General features: G+C 51.3%; 18 protein-coding genes. All 18 read left to right on the top strand.

Annotated elements, in window-relative coordinates; all coding sequences use genetic code 11:
* Nucleotides 1–328 precede the first annotated feature (328 nt).
* The 18 genes from rlmD to GNP95_RS05790 all read left to right on the top strand — a co-directional run bounded on the left by rlmD (nt 329) and on the right by GNP95_RS05790 (nt 19,257).
* Nucleotides 329–1,930, top strand: coding sequence for a 23S rRNA (uracil(1939)-C(5))-methyltransferase RlmD (gene rlmD / locus GNP95_RS05875; RefSeq protein ID WP_155609869.1), 1,602 nt, complete (start codon nt 329–331; stop codon nt 1,928–1,930).
* 268 nt (nt 1,931–2,198) lie between these two features.
* A complete protein-coding gene (locus GNP95_RS05870) occupies nt 2,199–3,026 on the top strand; it encodes a ParA family protein (RefSeq protein WP_007131635.1) in 828 nt (275 codons plus the stop codon).
* Nucleotides 2,974–3,912: a ParB/RepB/Spo0J family partition protein gene (locus GNP95_RS05865; protein WP_007131636.1), complete on the top strand. Its 939-nt coding sequence runs from the start codon at nt 2,974–2,976 to the stop codon at nt 3,910–3,912. The genes GNP95_RS05870 and GNP95_RS05865 overlap by 53 nt, the downstream gene beginning before the upstream one ends.
* A gap of 84 nt (nt 3,913–3,996) precedes the next feature.
* Nucleotides 3,997–4,167, top strand: coding sequence for a hypothetical protein (locus GNP95_RS05860; protein ID WP_155609868.1), 171 nt, complete (start codon nt 3,997–3,999; stop codon nt 4,165–4,167).
* A 30-nt stretch (nt 4,168–4,197) separates the two neighbouring features.
* A complete protein-coding gene (locus GNP95_RS05855; RefSeq protein ID WP_155609867.1) occupies nt 4,198–5,289 on the top strand; it encodes an SAF domain-containing protein in 1,092 nt (363 codons plus the stop codon).
* 9 nt (nt 5,290–5,298) lie between these two features.
* Nucleotides 5,299–6,021, top strand: a complete 723-nt coding sequence (locus GNP95_RS05850) for a hypothetical protein (RefSeq protein WP_155609866.1) — start codon at nt 5,299–5,301, stop codon at nt 6,019–6,021.
* Nucleotides 6,022–6,057: 36 nt separating this feature from the next.
* The gene (locus GNP95_RS05845; protein WP_244996819.1) at nt 6,058–6,906 is read left to right on the top strand and encodes a hypothetical protein; all 849 of its coding nucleotides are present in this window, start codon (nt 6,058–6,060) and stop codon (nt 6,904–6,906) included.
* The gene (locus tag GNP95_RS05840; protein WP_155609864.1) at nt 6,903–8,771 is read left to right on the top strand and encodes a P-loop NTPase family protein; all 1,869 of its coding nucleotides are present in this window, start codon (nt 6,903–6,905) and stop codon (nt 8,769–8,771) included. Before GNP95_RS05845 ends, GNP95_RS05840 begins: the two co-directional genes overlap by 4 nt.
* On the top strand, nt 8,761–10,824 hold the full coding sequence (locus tag GNP95_RS05835) for a hypothetical protein (RefSeq protein WP_007130993.1): 2,064 nt from the start codon (nt 8,761–8,763) through the stop codon (nt 10,822–10,824). The genes GNP95_RS05840 and GNP95_RS05835 overlap by 11 nt, the downstream gene beginning before the upstream one ends.
* Nucleotides 10,825–10,896: 72 nt before the next feature.
* Nucleotides 10,897–11,376, top strand: coding sequence for a hypothetical protein (locus GNP95_RS05830; protein ID WP_007130992.1), 480 nt, complete (start codon nt 10,897–10,899; stop codon nt 11,374–11,376).
* Nucleotides 11,377–11,448: 72 nt separating this feature from the next.
* On the top strand, nt 11,449–11,838 hold the full coding sequence (locus tag GNP95_RS05825; RefSeq protein WP_155609863.1) for a hypothetical protein: 390 nt from the start codon (nt 11,449–11,451) through the stop codon (nt 11,836–11,838).
* A gap of 10 nt (nt 11,839–11,848) precedes the next feature.
* Nucleotides 11,849–12,397, top strand: coding sequence for a hypothetical protein (locus GNP95_RS05820; RefSeq protein ID WP_155609862.1), 549 nt, complete (start codon nt 11,849–11,851; stop codon nt 12,395–12,397).
* Nucleotides 12,384–13,361, top strand: coding sequence for a hypothetical protein (locus tag GNP95_RS05815; protein WP_155609861.1), 978 nt, complete (start codon nt 12,384–12,386; stop codon nt 13,359–13,361). The genes GNP95_RS05820 and GNP95_RS05815 overlap by 14 nt, the downstream gene beginning before the upstream one ends.
* An 88-nt stretch (nt 13,362–13,449) precedes the next feature.
* The gene (locus tag GNP95_RS05810; RefSeq protein WP_007130988.1) at nt 13,450–14,556 is read left to right on the top strand and encodes a copper amine oxidase N-terminal domain-containing protein; all 1,107 of its coding nucleotides are present in this window, start codon (nt 13,450–13,452) and stop codon (nt 14,554–14,556) included.
* Nucleotides 14,557–14,559: 3 nt separating this feature from the next.
* Nucleotides 14,560–18,072 (top strand): DUF5704 domain-containing protein, encoded by a 3,513-nt coding sequence (locus tag GNP95_RS05805; RefSeq protein WP_007130987.1) that lies wholly within the window; start codon nt 14,560–14,562, stop codon nt 18,070–18,072.
* 26 nt (nt 18,073–18,098) lie between these two features.
* A complete protein-coding gene (locus GNP95_RS05800) occupies nt 18,099–18,572 on the top strand; it encodes a hypothetical protein (RefSeq protein ID WP_007130986.1) in 474 nt (157 codons plus the stop codon).
* A 20-nt stretch (nt 18,573–18,592) separates the two neighbouring features.
* Complete coding sequence (locus GNP95_RS05795; RefSeq protein ID WP_007130985.1) at nt 18,593–19,072, top strand: hypothetical protein; 480 nt, start codon at nt 18,593–18,595, stop codon at nt 19,070–19,072.
* The gene (locus tag GNP95_RS05790; RefSeq protein WP_007130984.1) at nt 19,069–19,257 is read left to right on the top strand and encodes a hypothetical protein; all 189 of its coding nucleotides are present in this window, start codon (nt 19,069–19,071) and stop codon (nt 19,255–19,257) included. Before GNP95_RS05795 ends, GNP95_RS05790 begins: the two co-directional genes overlap by 4 nt.
* Nucleotides 19,258–19,339 lie beyond the last annotated feature (82 nt).

Raw genomic sequence — 19,339 nt, 5'->3', positions numbered from 1 at the left:
AAGAGCGTAGAGTAGGCTGGGCAAGAAGGCAAGAAGGGCAAGAAGACCCGAAAACCTGATGAGAGAAGATTAAGATCAGGATAAGTGGCAGGACCGGGTGGCCTGGAGACCTAAGAGGCTCAGTAGGCCCGACAGACCGGACAAACCTGGCAAGCCCGGCAGAACTGGTAAGCCCGGGAAACCTGACAAACCTGACAAGCCCGGAAAAACTGACAGAACTGACAGAAGCGGAAGGCATTAAAGCCGGGAATCGTGGAGAAATGGAAACCCTGGCGGATTTTCTAAATATGAGGGAATAACCTTACAAGAAAGAAGTGAAATACCAGCAATGAAGAGGCAGCGAAGTAATGGGGCAGCGGGCAGGAAGGAAGCGGCGGGCCGTGCCTATGGATCAGCGGAACGCGAGACAGGTATGCGCAGCTCTAGTAAACGAAGCAAAAATGGAAGTCCCGGTAATTTGCGTGGCGCTAGGAAGCAGCAGGCTCCAGAAATCGCCGGACTGCCTGTCAGCAAAAACGATGAAGTTGTTATCGAAATCATCGGCATGAACCACGACGGCGAGGGCGTGGGCCGGGCAGATGGGTATACGCTGTTTGTGCCTGGGGCCCTTCCGGGCGAGAAGGCGCTCGTGAAGGTGCTGAAGACGAAGAAGCAGTACGGCTATGCCAAACTGCTTGAGCTGCGTGAAGCCAGCCCGGATCGCGTAGCCGCGCCGTGCGGCATTTACGACAAGTGCGGCGGCTGCCAGCTGCAGCACTGGAGCTACTCAGGCCAGCTGGCCTGGAAGCGCCAGCACGTGGTCGATGCGCTGGAGCGCATCGGCAAGCTGCGCGTGGCGGCGGAGGGCTCTGCGGCGAGCGAGGACGTTGAGACGCCGGGAGCAGCGCGTGGCGGCGAGGGTATTGTTGTGCTGCCGACGCTTGGCATGGCGGAGCCTTGGCGCTACCGCAACAAGGCCCAGGTGCCGATTGGTGTGACCGACGGCGGCTTGGTGGGCGGCTTCTATGCGCGTGGCAGCCACCGCATCGTCGACATGGAGACCTGCCTGATCCAGCATGAGCATAACGACGATGTCGTCACCCGCGTGAAGGCGATCGGGCGCGAGCTCGGCATCACGGCCTACGACGAAGAGACGGGACGAGGCCTCTTGCGCCATGTCGTCGTGAAGAAGGCTTTTCGCACTGGAGAAATGATGCTTGTCCTCGTCACCAACGGGCAGGTCATTCCGCACGTCGAAGCCTGGATCAACCTGATCCGGGAACAGCTCCCGCAGGTGGTCAGCATTTGCCAGAACATTAATACGAAGCAGACCAACGTCATCTTTGGCGACGAAACCCGCGTCCTCTGGGGACGAGACGTCATTTATGATTATATCGGTGACGTCCAGTTTGCGATCTCGGCGCGCTCTTTTTACCAAGTGAATCCGGTGCAAACAGAAGTGTTGTACAGCAAGACGGTGGAATATGCAGGGCTGACCGGAAGAGAGACCGTCATCGACGCCTACTGCGGCATCGGGACGATTTCCTTGTTCCTGGCGCAGCACGCTGAACGCGTATATGGGGTAGAAATCGTCAAGGAAGCGATCGAAGACGCCCGCAGCAATGCCGAGTTAAACGGGATGAAGCATGTGACGTTTGAGGTGGGAGCTTCGGAGGATGTTATTCCACGCTGGAAGGAGCAGGGCATTGAAGCAGATGTGATCGTGGTCGATCCACCGCGCAAAGGCTGCGATCCCCGCTTGCTGGAGACGATCCTGGAGATGAAGCCGGAGCGGGTGGTATATGTAAGCTGTAATCCTTCGACGCTGGCAAGGGATCTGCGGATTTTGGAGGACGGTGGCTACCGGACACTAGAGGTGCAGCCGGTGGATATGTTCCCGCACACAACACATGTGGAGTGCGTAATAGGAATATGTCGAGACGATACGTAGAAGTGCTGAATTATCAGTATTCTGCAAAGTATGCTTCGTTTACGACTAATGGAAAGGACTACAGGAATAAGGTGTTAAACGATAAAATCGAGGTTTCTATTGTTCTCGACTTGGAATGGATAGATTCACCTAGTGATTTTTAATTGAAAACAAGAATATCCAAGAGAGCGTCCTTATCGGGGCGTTCTCTTTTTATATAGATATTTCTTCAAAGAGCCGGTTGTCCCTCTCAGGCAGCCGGCATTTTTCATGAAAGGAGGAACAGCGAATGACGAAGGTGATTGCTCTTGCCAATCAGAAAGGCGGTGTCGGCAAAACGACTACGGCTGTTAATTTGGGTATTGGCTTGGCGACTGAAGGTAAAAAGGTTCTTCTAGTGGATGCGGATGCACAAGGCAATTTGACAGATGCGTTGGGTTACCGCGAACCGGATAATTTGTCAATTTCTTTGGCTACACTGCTCGTTAAAAATATGTTGGAAGAATCGTATCCGCCCCAAAAAGGCATTTTGCACCATCCCGAAGGGATTGACCTAATGCCCGGTAACATCGAATTGTCTGCTGTTGAAGTCTCGCTTGTCAATACAATGAGCAGGGAAACGATCTTGCGCTCCTATATAGACAAGGTGAAAAAGGACTATGATTATGTCCTTATTGACTGTATGCCCAGCTTGGGCATGTTGACCATCAATGCACTGGCGGCTGCTGATAGCGTCATCATTCCGGTTCAGGCGCATTATTTACCGGCGAAAGGAATGACGCAGCTTTTGCAAACCATTTCCCGTGTCCGACGCCAAATCAACCCGAAGTTGCTGGTAGATGGCGTGCTGCTGACGATGGTGGACAACCGGACCAACTTTGCCAAGGATATTTCCTTTGTTCTTCGGCGTGATTATGGAGACAAGCTGCGTGTGTTTCAAACGGAAATTCCGCTTTCCATCCGTGCGGCGGAAACGAGCGCCAAGGGGAAGAGCATTTATAAGCATGATCCGAACGGACAAGTAGCCGAAGCGTATGCGGCATTTACAAAGGAGGTGAAGGGTATTGGCAAAGAAAGACGACAGACGCGCCAGCATCAAGCTGACCACAGTCGATGATTTGTTTTCGACCGATGAGAGCCGCGCCGATGCACAGCGGGAAAAAGTGATGGACATCCCGTTGTCAGAGATCAGCGATTTCCCCGATCATCCATTCAAAGTAAAAGCGGATGAAGCGATGCTGGAAATGGCAGATAGTGTGAAGCAATACGGCGTATTGGTTCCTGGATTAGTACGTCCGAAGGCAGAGGGCGGTTATGAGATGGTCGCCGGACATCGGCGGAAAAAGGCGAGCGAGCTGGCGGGTATGGAAATGATGCCTTGCATCGTCCGCGAACTGGACGACGATCAAGCGACCATTATTATGGTGGACAGCAACCTGCAAAGGGAGCATATCGCGCCTAGCGAGAAGGCGTTTGCTTATAAGATGAAGCTGGAGGCGATGAAAAGACAGGCAGGCAGACCAAGTAAAGAAAATGTGTCCCAAGTTGGGACACAAAAACGTTCCGATGAACTGCTAGCAGATCAAGTTGGAGAAAGTCGCAATCAAATTCAGCGATATATTCGCTTGACTCATTTGATCCCTTCCATTCTTGAAATGGTAGATGAAAAACGGATCGCGTTTAATCCGGCTGTTGAGTTGTCTTACTTGGCCGAAAAAGAGCAGCAAGACCTTTATGAAACGATACAGTCCGAAGACTGTACGCCTTCTTTGTCACAGGCGCTGCGTATGAAGAAACTGAGTCAGGGCGGACGGCTCAATATGGATGTTATCTTCTCGATTTTGACGGAGGAAAAGCCCAATCAGAGGGAAAAAATGCACATTCAGCGGGAGCGCATTGATCGCTTTTTCCCTAAGAATTTCACTGAAAAACAAAAGGAGGACCTTATTGTCCAATTGCTTGAAAGCTGGTATCGCAAGCGGCAGCGCGAACATGGAAGATAATCTTAAGCAACATGAACAAAAAATAGCCATTCCTTACTCTCCATTGCCGGGGAGTTTTTTTGTGCCTACAAGGAGGTGACGGAGATGCTCTTTACGGAAGGTAAATGGCGGAAATACGAACGATTAATGAAAGAAAGGCCCGGTTTTGACCGCAGAGAACCGAAAGATGAATCGGAGCGTTCCAACACAGCTAAAGAGGAACGAAGAAAAAGAAGTCGAGCAAAGCATAAAAGCAATGAGAAGGAAGAAAGTTGAAATTCATTGGTATAGAAAGGAGTCGTGAGCATGTCTTGGACCTATCGTCATCGCAAGATGCTGGTGATCGCTGCCATTTTGATCGGCATTCTTTTGCTCGTGTCGGCTGCCATTTTTCACTTGATGAGACAAGCTGAACAACAGCAGGAACATCAGGAAGTGATCGCCCATTATGAGAGGCAAATAGAACAGTTAACAGCGACTAAAGAAGAATCGCTGCAAACGGTATGGACCGTGGCTCGAACCATTCCGGCCGGTGACCAGATCGAACCGGAAGACGTCACAGCAATGACCCTGCCGACCGCATTGGTTTCGCCCGAAATGATCGTTAAGGAAGAAGAGGCGGTCGGTAAACACGCCAAAGTTGAACTTCGCCCGGGAATGCCGCTTCTTGCTTCTGTGCTGTATGAGGGCAACCCGATTGCCAAGGATGTGCGGACACAAGAGTTTCAAATCATTCAGCTTCCGTCGCATCTGGGAAAAGCACAGTATATCGATGTGAGGATCAACTTCCCGACTGGCGAAGATTTCGTTGTGCTTGCCAAAAAGCAGGTGCTTGATCGCGAGGGAACCGTCATTTGGCTGGAGATGAATGAAACCGACCTGCTGCTCACATCAAGCGCGATCATCGATGCTTATCTGCAAGGCGCAAGATTATACGCGGTGCCCTATATCGAACCGGGACTGCAAGAGGCAGCGACGGCGACTTATCCGGCCAATCCGATGGTGTTGGATTTATTGGAGCAAAACCCGAACCTGGTTGAGCAGGTTTCTACTGAGCTGGCTCGTCAGCAACGCGAAAGGTTGGAAAGCAACCTGAATGAAATGAGCGAAGCGGACAAAATGCGGGTGATGTACGGCAATGTCACCGTGCAGCAACAACTCATGAATGAACGGGCCGCAACACAGCAAAGCAATGCCGCTCAGCAAATGCCGCAGCCCCCTAGTTTCCCGGAGCAGGATGACCAAGAGTCGGTGCAAGGAGAAGATGAACAGCCGCCTTCTTCCGTTCCGGTCGTGGTAGAAGAAGAATCGCCCGAAGCGACGTTGCCCGATCCACCGCCTGCGTCCGAGCCAGAGTCAGAAACGGACCCGGATTATTCAGAAATCTTTAATCAATAAGGAGGAACCATGAAAAAGATTGTATTTTTAGGAGCGCCGGATAAAAGCCATGTGCTGTTATTGCTTGGCAAACTCCTGGCCGCAATGGATTACAAGGTGCTGGTGGTGGACTCCACTCTCGCACAAACGACACAAGGATATTTGCCGCAGGAAGAATTACGCGCCCCGCTCTACGAGTTTGAAGGTGTGGACGTGGCCTGTGGTTTTATCTTGTATTCGCAGATGGAACGATACTTGTATCAGAAAGCAAGTGGCATGGATTATGATGTGATGCTGCTGGACACCGACCATACCGAAATGGTCAAAGGGCGGGAGTTGCCCCATTACGACAAGCGGATCTGGTGCAGCAATTTCAACCGATTGACCATGCAGCGAAATGTCGAATTGATGCAGCGGTTATGCTTGCATGAAGCGCAGAATCAACCGGTATCGTTTTACAAGATGATGCTATCCGTTGTTCATCTGACTGTCACCGAGACGTATCTCGATTCCGCTTTTGCTCAGCAGACCATTCGCTGGGAGGAAGCGGTTTTTCGTTTTCCGCTGGATGAGCGTGATGTATCCGCCGAGCTGGAAAACCAGCATCATGGCCGAATCGATGTGAAGGGACTATCGGGAACGTATCGTCGCACCATATCGGAGATGGCACAACAGTTGTTTGATTGGGACGACAAAACCGTTCGCAAGGCATGGAAGCGGCTTCGCCAAGAACGCGCCATCTTCCGTCGCTAATCAGGCTGATCAAAATGATTGAGAGGAGGGGACACGGTGACGGGACATACAATCGTGTTTTGGAGTCCGGTATCGGGAACCGGGACAACGAGCAATCTGGCAGCGACTGCCTCGGTCATGGGACTGGAATATTCGGCACACATGTTGCTGCTGGGTCATTGTGAAAGTCACGATATCGCCTTGAAGCAATGCTTTTATCAAACGCATGCCTCTCGGGAGATGGACATGGATGTCTCAGTCAATATGGGTGTAGATGCGTTGTTGCGACTGCTGCAAAACCGAAAATTGCAACCCAACATGATTCGGGATTACACGCTGCCTTTGTTAAAGGACAGGCTCGACTTGCTGCCGGGTTCAAGCAAGCCGGATGATCGTTTTATTGACATGGCCACGCCTTGGATGGAACCGCTGCTAAGCATGGCGAAACGGATGTATGATCTTGTGTTTGTGGATGGCGGCAGCGGAAATTCATCGGAATGGACCAACGGTTTACTGCGGCTGGCGGATGTGCTGGTGGTGTGCCTCCCGCAAAATCGGTTGGCTGTCCATCGTTTTTTTCGGATGGATGAACTTCAAGCGATGCTCGCAACTAAAAAGCATGTGCTTGTGTTCGGAAAATATGATCGGTACTCATCTTTGACCCATAAAAATTTGTTGCGTCCTTATGGACGGCGCTTACAAGCATGTTCGGTCAGTTACAATACACGGTGGTTGGATGATGGACAAAACGGGCAGGCGATTTCATACATGTATCGCAATCGGCAAGTGCCGAGGGAACATGAAAACTATCTGTTTATGCGGGACGTGCGAGCGTTGGCACAGGCGTTGACTGAACAAACGGGTTTGCACAATGCCTTTTTCGGCGGGAAGGAGACCCCGATATGATGGGCGTGTTACATGGTCTGTTGATCGGAGGCATTGTCTTGATTGGCGTATTGTTCCTGTATTTGCGCATGAGCCGAACCTTGCCGGAACGCCAGCAGGAAGCGCCGGTGTACACGTTGAAGGCGATGGAAGAATACGTCAAAGGAGCACTACATGACGTGATAAGCGCCAATCTGACGGATTACGGTCTATCAGAAGAAGAGTACCGGCGACGGAAAAACAAGCGGGCCGAGATGAAAAAAGCGCTGCGCGGATGCACGTCTGGCGATCTGCGTGACAAAATGTATGTTAAGCAATATATAACGGATTTGCTTGCACAGCACTATACGTTGGATCATGAACATCTGAACCGGTTGATCCCATTTGATCGCCCTGAATCGTTGTCGCATCAGGATCGGTTTGACATCTTGCTTCATGTATACAAAAAACGTCACGGCTATCATGCGCTTAGTGAACTCATACGCCGCTATGATCTGGATCGGCCCAAGCCGGATGTCCAAGAAGAACAGGAGCTGTCTTACCGTATCACGGCTGAAGAGATCGGCGAGATTTATGAACAAGAAGACGTCCGGCTATCGGAAGAGGATAAACTGCAAATCGTGGTGCAGCGCATTTACCAGCACTACAAAGGCTTTAGTGTCGTGGACGAGTTGCGCGATATGCGCATTGACGGCGTGTCCGGTGGAGTTTCCGGTTTGCCGCCTTCCGTATGGGAAGAAACATGGGATTGGGAAGGGGATGTTCAACTCGGCGAAGTGCCGCGGGCGCATGATAGTGTGTGGGTTTTTTATGAAGGGAAATCCATTCACCTCAGTTTCCTCTCCTTTGGATCGGAACTGGAACTGCGGCGTGTATGCCAAAACATCTACAAACATAATTTTCCCGGCCAGTTGTCCGAAACGACCGGATACAAGGTGAATGAAATGGCCGACGGTTCTCGAGTCGTGGTGCTGCGCCCCCGATTTGTCGAGTCGTGGGCTTTTTTTGTGCGCAAATTTGATGTGCAAAATGCCACTTTAGAACAGTTGATTCGCGATGAACATGCGGAACTGCCGATTGCTCTGATTCGCTATCTTGTGATGGGAGAGCGCATTACGGCGATAACTGGCGCGCAAGGCAGCGGGAAAACGACGCTGCTTATGGCCATGGTGCGTCATATATCCGCCCTGCTCCCGATTCGCGTTCAAGAGATGAGCTTTGAACTGCAACTGCGCAAAATTTATCCGAATCGTAATATTCTCAGCCTTCGGGAAACTGAAACGATCTCCGGTCAGGCTGGGCTGGATATACAGAAAAAAACGGACGGCTCGGTCAACATTTTGGGTGAGGTGGCGACCGACCCGGTAGCGGCCTGGATGATTCAAATGGCGCAAGTGGCTTCACTTTTTACGTTGTTTACCCACCACGCCAAAACGTTTCGCGATTTGGTGTTGTCCTTGCGCAATTCATTGCTCAAAACCGGCGTGTTTACCAATGAACAGGTGGCAGAACAGCAAGTGGTCAGCGTCATCAACTTCGATATTCATTTAAAACGGGATGCGGACGGTCGCCGCTATATCGAGCGCATCACGGAATGCGTACCGCTTGCACAGGAAGTGCCTTACCGGACAGACTTTCGCGAGAAGAAGACGCTGGATGAGAAGATGGATGCGTTTATGGAGACGGTGACGGATTACTTCCAACGCTCCACGGATCGAAAGCTGTATGAAGCGAGAAATGTCATTGAATATCGGGATGGCCGTTATGTTGCGGTTCATCCGTTGTCCGAACAAAGCCGCAAAGAGATTGCCGAGCGGCTTTCCGGTCCGGACCAGGCAGCTTTCGAGGCGTTTTTGTGTAATTGGGGGGATGGCGATGAATCTTGAGTGGCTTTCCCTGCTGCTTGGCGGAGCGACGCTGTTGTTTCTTGGGGCGGTCTTAGCGTTTCAATTTTTGTCCCGCTATGGGGAAGCCGGGGCAGCACGAAAGTATGAAGCCTTGCGCCAACCTGCCAAAACGAGCAACAAGCAGGCATTGCACAACGGCATGCAACAACTCTATACCCTCTGCTCTCGTGTACCGCTCTTGCGTACCTACTTACACTTCATTCGTCGTCGTTTGGTTATTCTCCACCTGGGCGATGAGTGGAAGCTGCGTCTGGAGACGATGCGGACGGCGCTTTGGCTCTGGGGCATGTTGCTTGCAGCGGCTGTGCCGATCACGCTTTGGGTGCGCGATGTATTTACACTTGTCATGCTGATGATTGGCGGTTGGGTTTGCCACGGCATGTTAACAGACGTATTCGTACAACGGTTGGAAATGCGATTGTTGCGTCAGCTACGCCAGTTTTTCGGGGATGTCCGTCATCATTATCACCGACACGGAATGGTAGAAGAAGCGATTTACGAAGCGACGGATGAAGCGCCGTATGAAATGACTTTGCACGGCCAGGAAATCGTTGAAGTGTTGACCGACAGCCACGCGGAAGAACGACTGGAACAATACTTGGAAGCGGCTCCGAACCGTTATTTGAAAGGTTTGGCCGGATTGTCGTATCTGGTGAAGGAATACGGAGACAAACAAACGGATAGCGGATCATTGTATTTGAAGGCATTGGGAAAATTGGCCGGTGAATTAAACTTTGAACTGTTGCGCCGGGAACGCCTTGGTTTTTTGCTGCATGGGCTGTCCGTTATTGCCCTGCTTCCGCTCTTGTTTACCCGTCCGATTGAAGCATGGGCCAGCTATTATTTTTCGGCGATGGACGCCTTTTACAGCAGTGTGATGGGTTGGAGCATAAAGCTCGGCTTGATGGGGGTCGTTTGGCTCTCCTATGTTCTGCTTCGTCATATTCAGAGCTTGGAGACCTCGCCGAAAATCACCAACCGAAAGAGATGGGAGAAATGGGCGCACGGCTGGGGCTGGATGTGTTGGCTCGTTCACCGATTGGGTCCTGCTCCTGGCTCAAGGGAAGCGGAACGGATGGTGAAGCTACTGAAAGAAACGGCTTCTCCTCTACGGTTGGAATGGTTTTATGTCCAGCGAATCGTGGCGGGAAGCATGGCTTTTCTTGCAGCAATGGGGCTATTCATAGCTTTGCATTTTACGGATCGGCATCAAGTGCTATATGCGCCGGTGTATGCCAATACGTTGTTTGGTCAAGCGACGCCTGAGGAGCAGGAAAGAGCGCTGGAAGCAGCCGCGCTGGATCGGAGAATCATCGAACAAGTAAAGGGGGTGAGGCCTACAGAGGAGTCGCTCTTGGAGCTGTTGCGAAAGGAGACCGGAGGAGAACGTTCGGATGAAGCGCTTCGCGCGGATGCACAGCGCATTATAGGCAAGTTGGAGAAACTCGACAGGCAATACGTCAAATGGTGGCAAGCGCTATTGACCGTTTTGGCGGGCTGGGTCGGCTACTGGGCGCCGGTCGGCATTCGCCTGTTCCAGCGCAAGATGCGGCAAATGGAAATGAAGCATGAAGTGGATCAATTGCAGGCGGTCATTGCGATGCTGGCCGATATGGATCGCATGTCGGTAGAGCATTTGCTAATTTGGATGGAGCAGTTCGCCCGCGTGTTCGAAGAGCCGCTGCAAACATGCCTGCTCCATTTTGATCAAGGCGCTGAACAGGCGCTGGCGCAGCTCAAGGAGGATGCGCCTTTTCAGCCATTCGTGCGCATGGTGGAAAAGCTGGAACTGGCGGCAAGCACGCTGCCGATTCGAAAAGCGTTCGATGATTTGGAGTCCGAGTACGTGTATGCACAGGAAGAACGCAAGCAGGAGTACGAACGATTGATTGAGCACAAGGCGGACTGGGGCAGAATGATCGGGTTCGCACCAATGATGGCGCTTATTTTCGGTTATCTGGTCATTCCGCTCATTGTTGTTAGCTTGAACCAAATGTCGGTGTACTACGAGCAATTGCAACGCATTCAATAATTCATCTTTAGTGGTGCTTTCCATGTTGGAAAGGACCGTTTTTTATTTCTACATTTAAAGGAGAGATCGACTATGTCCAATGCACAAAAGGCGCTGGTAATGGCGGCGGGCATTTTCCTCGCAATTGCGCTCATTACCCTCGCTGTCGTGTTGTTTATTTCCGCGCAAGATTCTACAAAAGCAGCTCAAAGCAATTTTAGCAATATCCAAACGGAATTATCGCAGACGGCATTTACGGTGTACGACAACACGACACTTTCGGGTAGTCAAGTCGTCAATGCTCTGCGCAAGTTTTCGGATCAGGAACAATTTGGCATCCAAATAATCACCGGGAAAAACCCGACCGGACAGTGGTATGGCAAAGTCATCAACATTGGCGTTCCGATGGACAGCATCACGTATGGATCGGTCGTTGGCGATGCGCCTGGACGTTTGGAGCATACCGTCGATGAAGCCAATGTGAACTATGTTAATCCGAGCGGAAAGTTTCAGGCGCAATTGGTGCTAGATCGCAGCAACGTCATTCGCGGGATCGTGTTCCGGCAACAATAAGGTGCGAAAATGAAATGAAGCCAAGGGGCGTCTGTCTAGCTGACGCCCCCTTTTGCTGAAAGGAGGAAGCCATTGGATTACGCAACGCGAACGATGTTGGAGATGAGTGCATCCTGTCTCCTGTTTTTAGTCGCCGTAGTTAGCGGGCTATGGCTGTTTCAAAACGGCGCGACGCTTGCCGATTCGGCCTATTTCTCAGGTATGACGCAGGACCGGACCATCCGGCAAACGTTGTCTCCCTTGTCCGGTGATGGCAGGATGTCGGGAACCGAAGTGTTTCAGGCCATCGCGCGGTTGGAAGAAGGAGATGCGGAAATCGTGGTGGATGGCGTCCGATACGCATCACCGGTGAATCGGGAGCAATGGTTTTCTGATAGAATCCAACTCCATGGCCGCTACAGCGTCTCGCACGAACGTGACACGGACGGGCGTCTGATGTGCCTGATAGTCGTCACACGTTAAGGAGAATGCCATGAACAGTTATATCAAAGTGTTTGCGATACTGCTTGCCGTACTGCTGCTTTACATCTACCCGATTTACACAGCGTTCCAGCAGCAGGATGATATTTCTGAGTTGGTCGTCCTGCGGGCGACAACGGCGTTTGTGGATGCGGTACGTGACAAAGGATATATTTCACCGACCATGTATACCGATTTCAGACAAGCTATTGAGGCGACGGGCCTTAATTTCGATGTGCAGATGGAACATGAGAGCAAGAAATATGTGCCGGTATATGACGATCCGGCCAGGCCGGAAACGTTCCAGGGCACGTATGAAGTGCATTATGATGCGTTTTACAACGCTCAAATCTTGCCGGTGCTGTTTCCCGATAGCTCTGCCCCCAGAGATGACCCGTCAAGAAGGTACAAACTGCGGGTGGGCGATACGTTCACGGTCACGGTCAAAAATGTGAGCCGTACGCCCGGCACGATCTTGTTTGATTTTCTGAACAGCACCGTCAGCCCGAACGATAAAATATTCATTCCTTATGGCGGGGTGGTACGCAATGAAGTGGATTGAATGGGCTGTCGTCGGCGTGCTGATCTTTTTCCCGTTTGCCACGATCAATCAGATTGACGTGGAACTGATGCGTCAAACGATGCTGCTCGAACTGCGTTATGACGCTGCCATGGATGCAGCGGTGGATGCGGCAGCACAAGCACTCATCATTAATGCTGATCAGCAGCATGAGTCACGCTACGAGTCGGTCAAGCAAGTAACGGTCAACAAGGAGGAAGCTCTCACGGCGTTTTACCGGACGCTGTACACCAATTTTGGCATATCCAGCGATCCGGTTTCGCAAGGGGTGTTGCAGCGTTACATTCCGGTAATTATCGTCATTGGATACGACGGGTTTTATGTCTATGCTGAGGATGAATGGACAGATCGTAACGGTCATACCGTCATGGCATCGGCTTGGGGAACCAAACAGCCGTATGCGTATACCGATTCAAGCGGCAACAGCTACTCCTTTACGTTGGACGAACAAGTGCTGGTGTATGTCGCGGCGACTCGTAGTTGGCATGAGGGTTTTCGCAGGGACATTCAAGCGGAGGCCAACATTCCGTTGTTAAGAGATGCTACGTTATTTAATGAAGTGCGTCGTAGCACCATCGTGGGCGCAATACAAGATGAGCTATCCTATCGGATCAACAAGCATAACGAGGTCGCCCTACGAAATGGTCTTTCCTATACGTTTACATTTCCGTCCATCCCGATGGAGGAATGGCACAACACGATTGCCGATGTAGGCGTTGTAGCTTTTATGCAGGGCATTCCGATCGGACACAAGGTATATAACAGCTACGCATTGGGCGGCAGCCGCGTGATGAAGCCAACGGAGATTGTGGGAGCGATGAAAGACAATATGAAAGTATATTATCGCAGAACCTGCCCGTTCTCCTATCCGATAGAAGAAACGTTCACAAGTGAAAAAGCGGCTGCGAAACAGGGCTATATGCCCCTTTCCTGTTCCTCTTTCTAAAAGTGGACAGACTGATTCATGCACATTATGCTAGTAGTAACAGGTGCAACCAGTTCAGTCAGGATTACTTGAATAAGAGGTGAAATGAGTGAAGAAATGGTTTATGGCCATGACGATTACCGTCCTGGTTAGCAGCTTGTTCGGAGTTGCGGCAAGTGCTGCCAGTCTTCCTCCTACGTTTGTAAGCGTGGTGTTGGACGGTAAAAAAATATGGTTTCCCGATGCCCAAGCTTATGTTGACGAGAACCAGCGAACATTAGTGCCAGTTCGCTTTGTTGCGGAATCGCTTGGTGCCAAGGTTGGCTGGGAAGCTCCGAGCCAATCGGTGCCGATTGAACGGGACGGCCAGCAGATTCGACTGCAAATCGGTTCAAATATTGCGCTTGTCAATGGACAAGAGGTCGCTTTAGATACGCAAGTGGTAACCAAGGACGGCCGGACGTTTGTGCCGCTGCGTTTTGTCAGCGAGGTGCTGGGCGCAGAGGTGGAATGGGACGGCAGTACGTCAACGGTGACAATTCACACGAAGGACATCTCTGAGAGCGACACGGATGAATGGGGCCGCTTGCTCCGCAAGACGGATCTTCCGAAAAATGCGGCGGACTATCCCTACATTTTGGCCGATGTTCCCAATGAGATGTACGAGATGGCGTACCCCCCCTCCCGTCCTTCAGAAAGCAAAGTGTCTTCCGAACTGTACGCGACCATCCCCGAATACAACAAGCAGAACGTGGACATCTGGATGGGACACTTAAAAACGTTTGGCGCTTTGTTGTTAAATGTAGATTACCGCACGATTGATGATACGTGGGCGCAGGCCATGTTTGCAACGAAGATGCAAAACTCCAATGCGGAATTGAGATACATTCGTGAATATGTGGATTGGGTGAAAGAAAATCAAATTCATATTATGGGCTACCTGGAACCGGAGCCGTCCATGATTTTTTATGACGGGTTTGGAGCGGATTATATTCGCGTCAAGTTTCGGGTTCAATTCCTCTCGTTTAAACATCATGAACGGTTGATTTATGATAACTGGTTTCCGCAGGAAGCAGATTTTGAAAAGAATGTGTGGTATGAAGGGTACGCCGACATCAAAATGGTCACCAACGTCGGCGGCCATTGGGGAAGCACGTTAAAGGTCTCGCCCACGGCCAGCTTGTTTTTCAACCACACGATTTCAAAGGTGGAATGATCGGTGAGCAACAGAAAACTTTATCAACGTGTACTGTGCATGCTGCTGGCATGCACTTTTTTTATGCCGTTTTTCGTCGTTCAACAAGCGGCGGCAGCTCCCCCGCAAGTGATTATCCGTGACGGCAAGATTCAATTCGAAATCACCAGCACGGCGGCGAGCACTTCGATTCGGTATCGGACGGTGGGCTGGGTGGTGACCCGGGAGCAAGTTTGCAGCACAACATCGCCCAAACAATGCGCTGACCCGCGCAGCAGGCCGCATGCCTTGTTTATGAATCAGGAAGTACGACAAATCGGGCAGCATCCCGATCCTCCTGTACCGGGGCAACCGTTGACATCATACTACGAAATCCCCGAAGAAATCGTGACGCAGCGCCTCTGGCAAGCAGGAATGGAAGGCATTCAGAACAATGACGATCTTTACTTTTATGCTGTGATGGTATCGGTCAATGCGGACGGCTCGGTGCGGAAAGGTCCGTTTTATACGTTGTCCGGGATCAAACAAGCGGAAGGCTGGAGATTTCCGGACGATCTGGATGATTACTTTGGCTTGCATATTCCATATCGTAGTGCGGAATTCCCGGTGGACGTTATCGCTAAAACAGTAGACGGACGGGTGATTGACCGACCGGATGTGACATTTGAAAAAGGAAAGTTCGAGATCGGGGAAACGATCAATCATGAATTTCCGGCGGTGATCGAAGACAATGGAAAAACGTATACCATCGCTCGCTCCTATATATCACCGAAGCAAGACCCGTCGCGAAAAACGTGGGTGCAGGAAAACCCGGAAACGAACGAAAAAGTGCGCATTCGCAGCTTTACGGTCGCGCTGGGCGGAACGAATCTAATCGCCGAATACCATGAGGAAAATACGGTGAAGGCGATTTATATGACAGAAGGCGGCCAAGTCCTGAAAGAGGTGGATAAAGGCGAATATGCGACCGGAGATGAAGTGAATCACACGTTTGAAGCCGCACTGACCAAAGACGGGCAGACGTATGAAATCATCCGGTCTTATATCACGAACAACAACAAGCCCGACGAGAAATTGTTTATTCAGGAAAAAGGAGATAGCAAGTTGCTGGATCGGTCCATCTTTGTCGGTTCCGGAGGCTCCAATTTTATCGGCATATACAAAGGGGGAAATGGCGGTACGGATGACGAAACAGAGCCTGGAGCTGTCAAGGAAAACGAAGTGATGAATCCCGATGCTTCGGCTGTGATCCAAGCGGATACTCGCGGTGCGGAACGCTTCGACGTGCTTCAAGGCATCCCGACATCGGAGAGTCTTTATGTTCAAGCGAATGCCAAAGCGTATCTGTACCGAAACAAATTTACGGAAATCAAAGGGACGAAGACGTACCCGATTACCGTTAGTCGAACATACACGCTGCGCTGGACGGAATACGTTTCCGGTCCCCCGGACAGCGAAGGCAATCCAACCAGAGTGCCTGTTTCACGCTCGGATACACAAACCGTAACGAAAAGCTATACCGTGGAGCGCAAGTACAGCTACTGGCTCATTGATCGTCTGGAGGTATATGGCTTGCAAAAAGCAGAGGTTTCCAACTACGCGTTACCCAGCGGACAAGTTACCTTGAAGCCGAACGGCTACGCGCAGCCAAGGGTCTCGGTTTCTCACGACGCCACCCATCAGGCTCATATTATCGATCCGGTCTATCAAAATGTGACGCTGCCTGGGCAAACGATTCAAGGAGGTTCCAGCCGTCCATCTGTGCCGAATGAGGATTGGACCAACGCAGCGGAACAGGCTGTCGGAAAAATCAAAGTGAAAAATGACTCACTGATCTTTAACGGGCAAACGATTATGGACAACCGGATCACGGAAGAAACCGCCCCGCCCCCGAGGGAGATACCGACTCCGCCCGAGATCGGACAAAATGTTCTGTATAGCAACGGTTTGTTGATCGATGCCAGCAAACCCAACAAGGCCGAACAGCCAAGCTCCGGCACGATCTTCTATGCGCTCATCGAAGGAATTGGAGGCGGCCAGAACCAAAGCTATCCCATTGATGGCATTAATCCGGTGACGGTGCATACGCCGGTCGTCAACCAGGCTTCCGTATCTGACGATCAGGCGCATAATCAAAAAACGCTGCCGACCGCAGGGAGAGCCGCGCTTATTCTGGATCGTCCATTTACGGTCATCATCCCAACCAATGGAGCGCATCGGGATATAAAGGGTTACGGCAATCGCGACTATGGCAAGTATATGCGCGACAAGCAAGTATGGTTTCCGTTTGACGTGTACAAAGCGGATCGGAAAACGCTGATCCCGAAAGAAACATGGACGTCGATCCCGGTCGGCCAGATTCAGACAACGTTTTATTTACCTGTTTGGGTGGACGAGGGCAATTATGATGTACTATTCCGAACCATTGCTGAAAACAGTCCTCCCTCCTTTACGTCACAAATGAACGCCAATTTAGACTTGACGCACCATGTGGCCACACAGGTTGTGCCGGTTGAAGTGATCGGCCGTGTCTATGATTTCCGCATCACAGACATTGCCGACTTTAATTGGGAGACCGTATTTCGCAGAGAACGAGGAAGTGCAACGCCGACTGGCAACGCTTATTGGGTGGGTACGAAGGGCATCGACGGCGCAGCACGGGGGAATCAGCCTCCTTACGTGTTGCCGATACGACCGGGGAGCCATCCGGATGCCGGCAAGAAAAACGTGGCTGTCAAAACCGGCTACCATATTAAATTTGAATTGAAGAGTATGGGCAATATGTTCGGTTCGGACGACGGGATCAAGATTACGCCAACCTTTTACTTTGTCGACAGCAAGGGCAAGAACCGGCAAGAGGTGGACTTGTACTATCATTCGGGGAATAAACGTTTTATTCGCATCGGCTCCAGTGCAGATGTGGAGCGGCGTCATGTGACGCTGGACACCCGCTTGCGCAATATGTCCCAGCAGGAACTGACGAACACGGCATCTTCCCTTTGGTCGCTGAACGGTGCGTCTGGCAACCAGCAAACGTTTATTCAGCAGTTTTTGAAAGATGCACAGCAGCCCGTTTACGTGGGCGGATATGATGTCATGTTGCTCCCGCCACGGCTTCGGACATTTATCGGCAGTATGGAAGTTCCTTCCGGCATTGACGTTTCGCGTGCCCATGCTTCGGTGCAGCGATGGGTTGGCGAATACAGTCTACCTGCCGCGCCGTATGTCGTCCCCAAAGGATTCAACTTGGCCGAGTACGGACGCACCAATCGGCTGGACGATAAGTCGCCTATCTTTTTGCGGGACGGGTACATCATTGTCAATTTCAATATCGAAACGATTCGCAATCAGAATGTGAATCAACCGCATTTGCAGTATATCCACGCGCCGCTCAGCAATCAATGGCGACGAGAAGGGTTTCAGCATCGCTTTGTCGACCCGTATGGAGCAACGTTTAGTTTGCAGGACGGCGATATGGTGTTCTATCATGCCGACCTGTCTTCTTATGATGACTTTGGAACAGGGGGTACCCATTAAATTCACCAGCCGGGAGGATAGATCAAATGGAAAGGTTACAAAGTGCCGCACCGGAGGAGGCGGCTTATTTTTATTCCTCGTCTGCTGAGGAGGGCATTGCGCGCGGATGCATCGGTCATCTGCGCGGCGATTTTGGACGGTCGGGCGAAGAGTTCTGGGTGACCTGGTTTCCCCGGAACTCACCTTTTGAAACGCCTACATTTCAAGAAGAATTGGGCAAGGCGTTTCAAGTGATCGGCGATCAGGGCGTGCTGAAAAGCCGTCGGCATATGCTTCGGTTCTGCAGCCAGCATCCGGAAGCACGGATCGGCGGCGCTTGGAGCACAGATGTGTACGGCTTCCGCATGGAGACGCAGGATCACCGCTACTATTTGCGATGCTTTCCTTTTGCCGGGGATTACAACTTTTACTTATACTGCTACGCCCGGCCGGAGCGCGTGACGGAGCAGCAGCGGCAAGCGTCAGCCGTGCAGAAGAAAAAAACGGAACAGCAACGTTAGTGGAAACGGAGGTTCGGGCGATGTTTGGCGAACTTCAACCGTTAGCATCGGAAGAGACACCTTACTTCTATTCAGCGATCGCGACTCAAAGCAAGGAACTCAGCTATATCGGTCATTTGCGAGGAGATTTCGGCACTGATGACGATCAGTTTTGGATGTCATGGTCGGATCATGCCGGGGAACGGAGGACGCTTGCCTTTCGCCAGGAACTGGCGGCACTTGTGCAACATTTGCAATGGCAAGGACTTTTGCTCAATTTGAATGAGATGCGAGCCTATTGCAGGCGGCACCCGGAAGCACGTATCCCCGGCGCATGGCATTCCGATGTTTGTGGTTTCTGTTTACAAACCACTCACTATCGCTATTATATTCGCTGCTTCCCCCATCTTGGCGATTACAGCTTCTATATCTACTGCTACCGCAAGAATCACTTGCTTGGCCGATCTGTTCAGCAAAACCAGAACGGCGCGGTAAACCTTGTGAAGGAGGACGTACAATGAATGATCTAGCACGCTACATGCTGATCGCGGGAGCAGCCGTCCCGCCAGCTGCAAAGCTGTTGTACGGCTATTGCTGGATAGGGCGGGCGACACAAGTCGGTCTACCTGTCCAGTACAAAAATGGCAATCGATGTAGGTTTTTCTCCTTCGACGGTATGTCGAAACTTGCACCGTTTGCAGAGTAAGGGCTTGATTCGGATCATGACCCGCTATTCGGAGGAGGGGATTCAACTGGCCAATCAGATTACGATCTTATGAAAGGAGAAA

It is taken from the genome of Paenibacillus woosongensis, from assembly GCF_009725165.1.
GTDB lineage: Bacteria > Bacillota > Bacilli > Paenibacillales > Paenibacillaceae > Fontibacillus > Fontibacillus woosongensis.
Note: the sequence above shows the minus strand (reverse complement) of the source record. Positions and strands in the feature narration are given on the sequence as shown.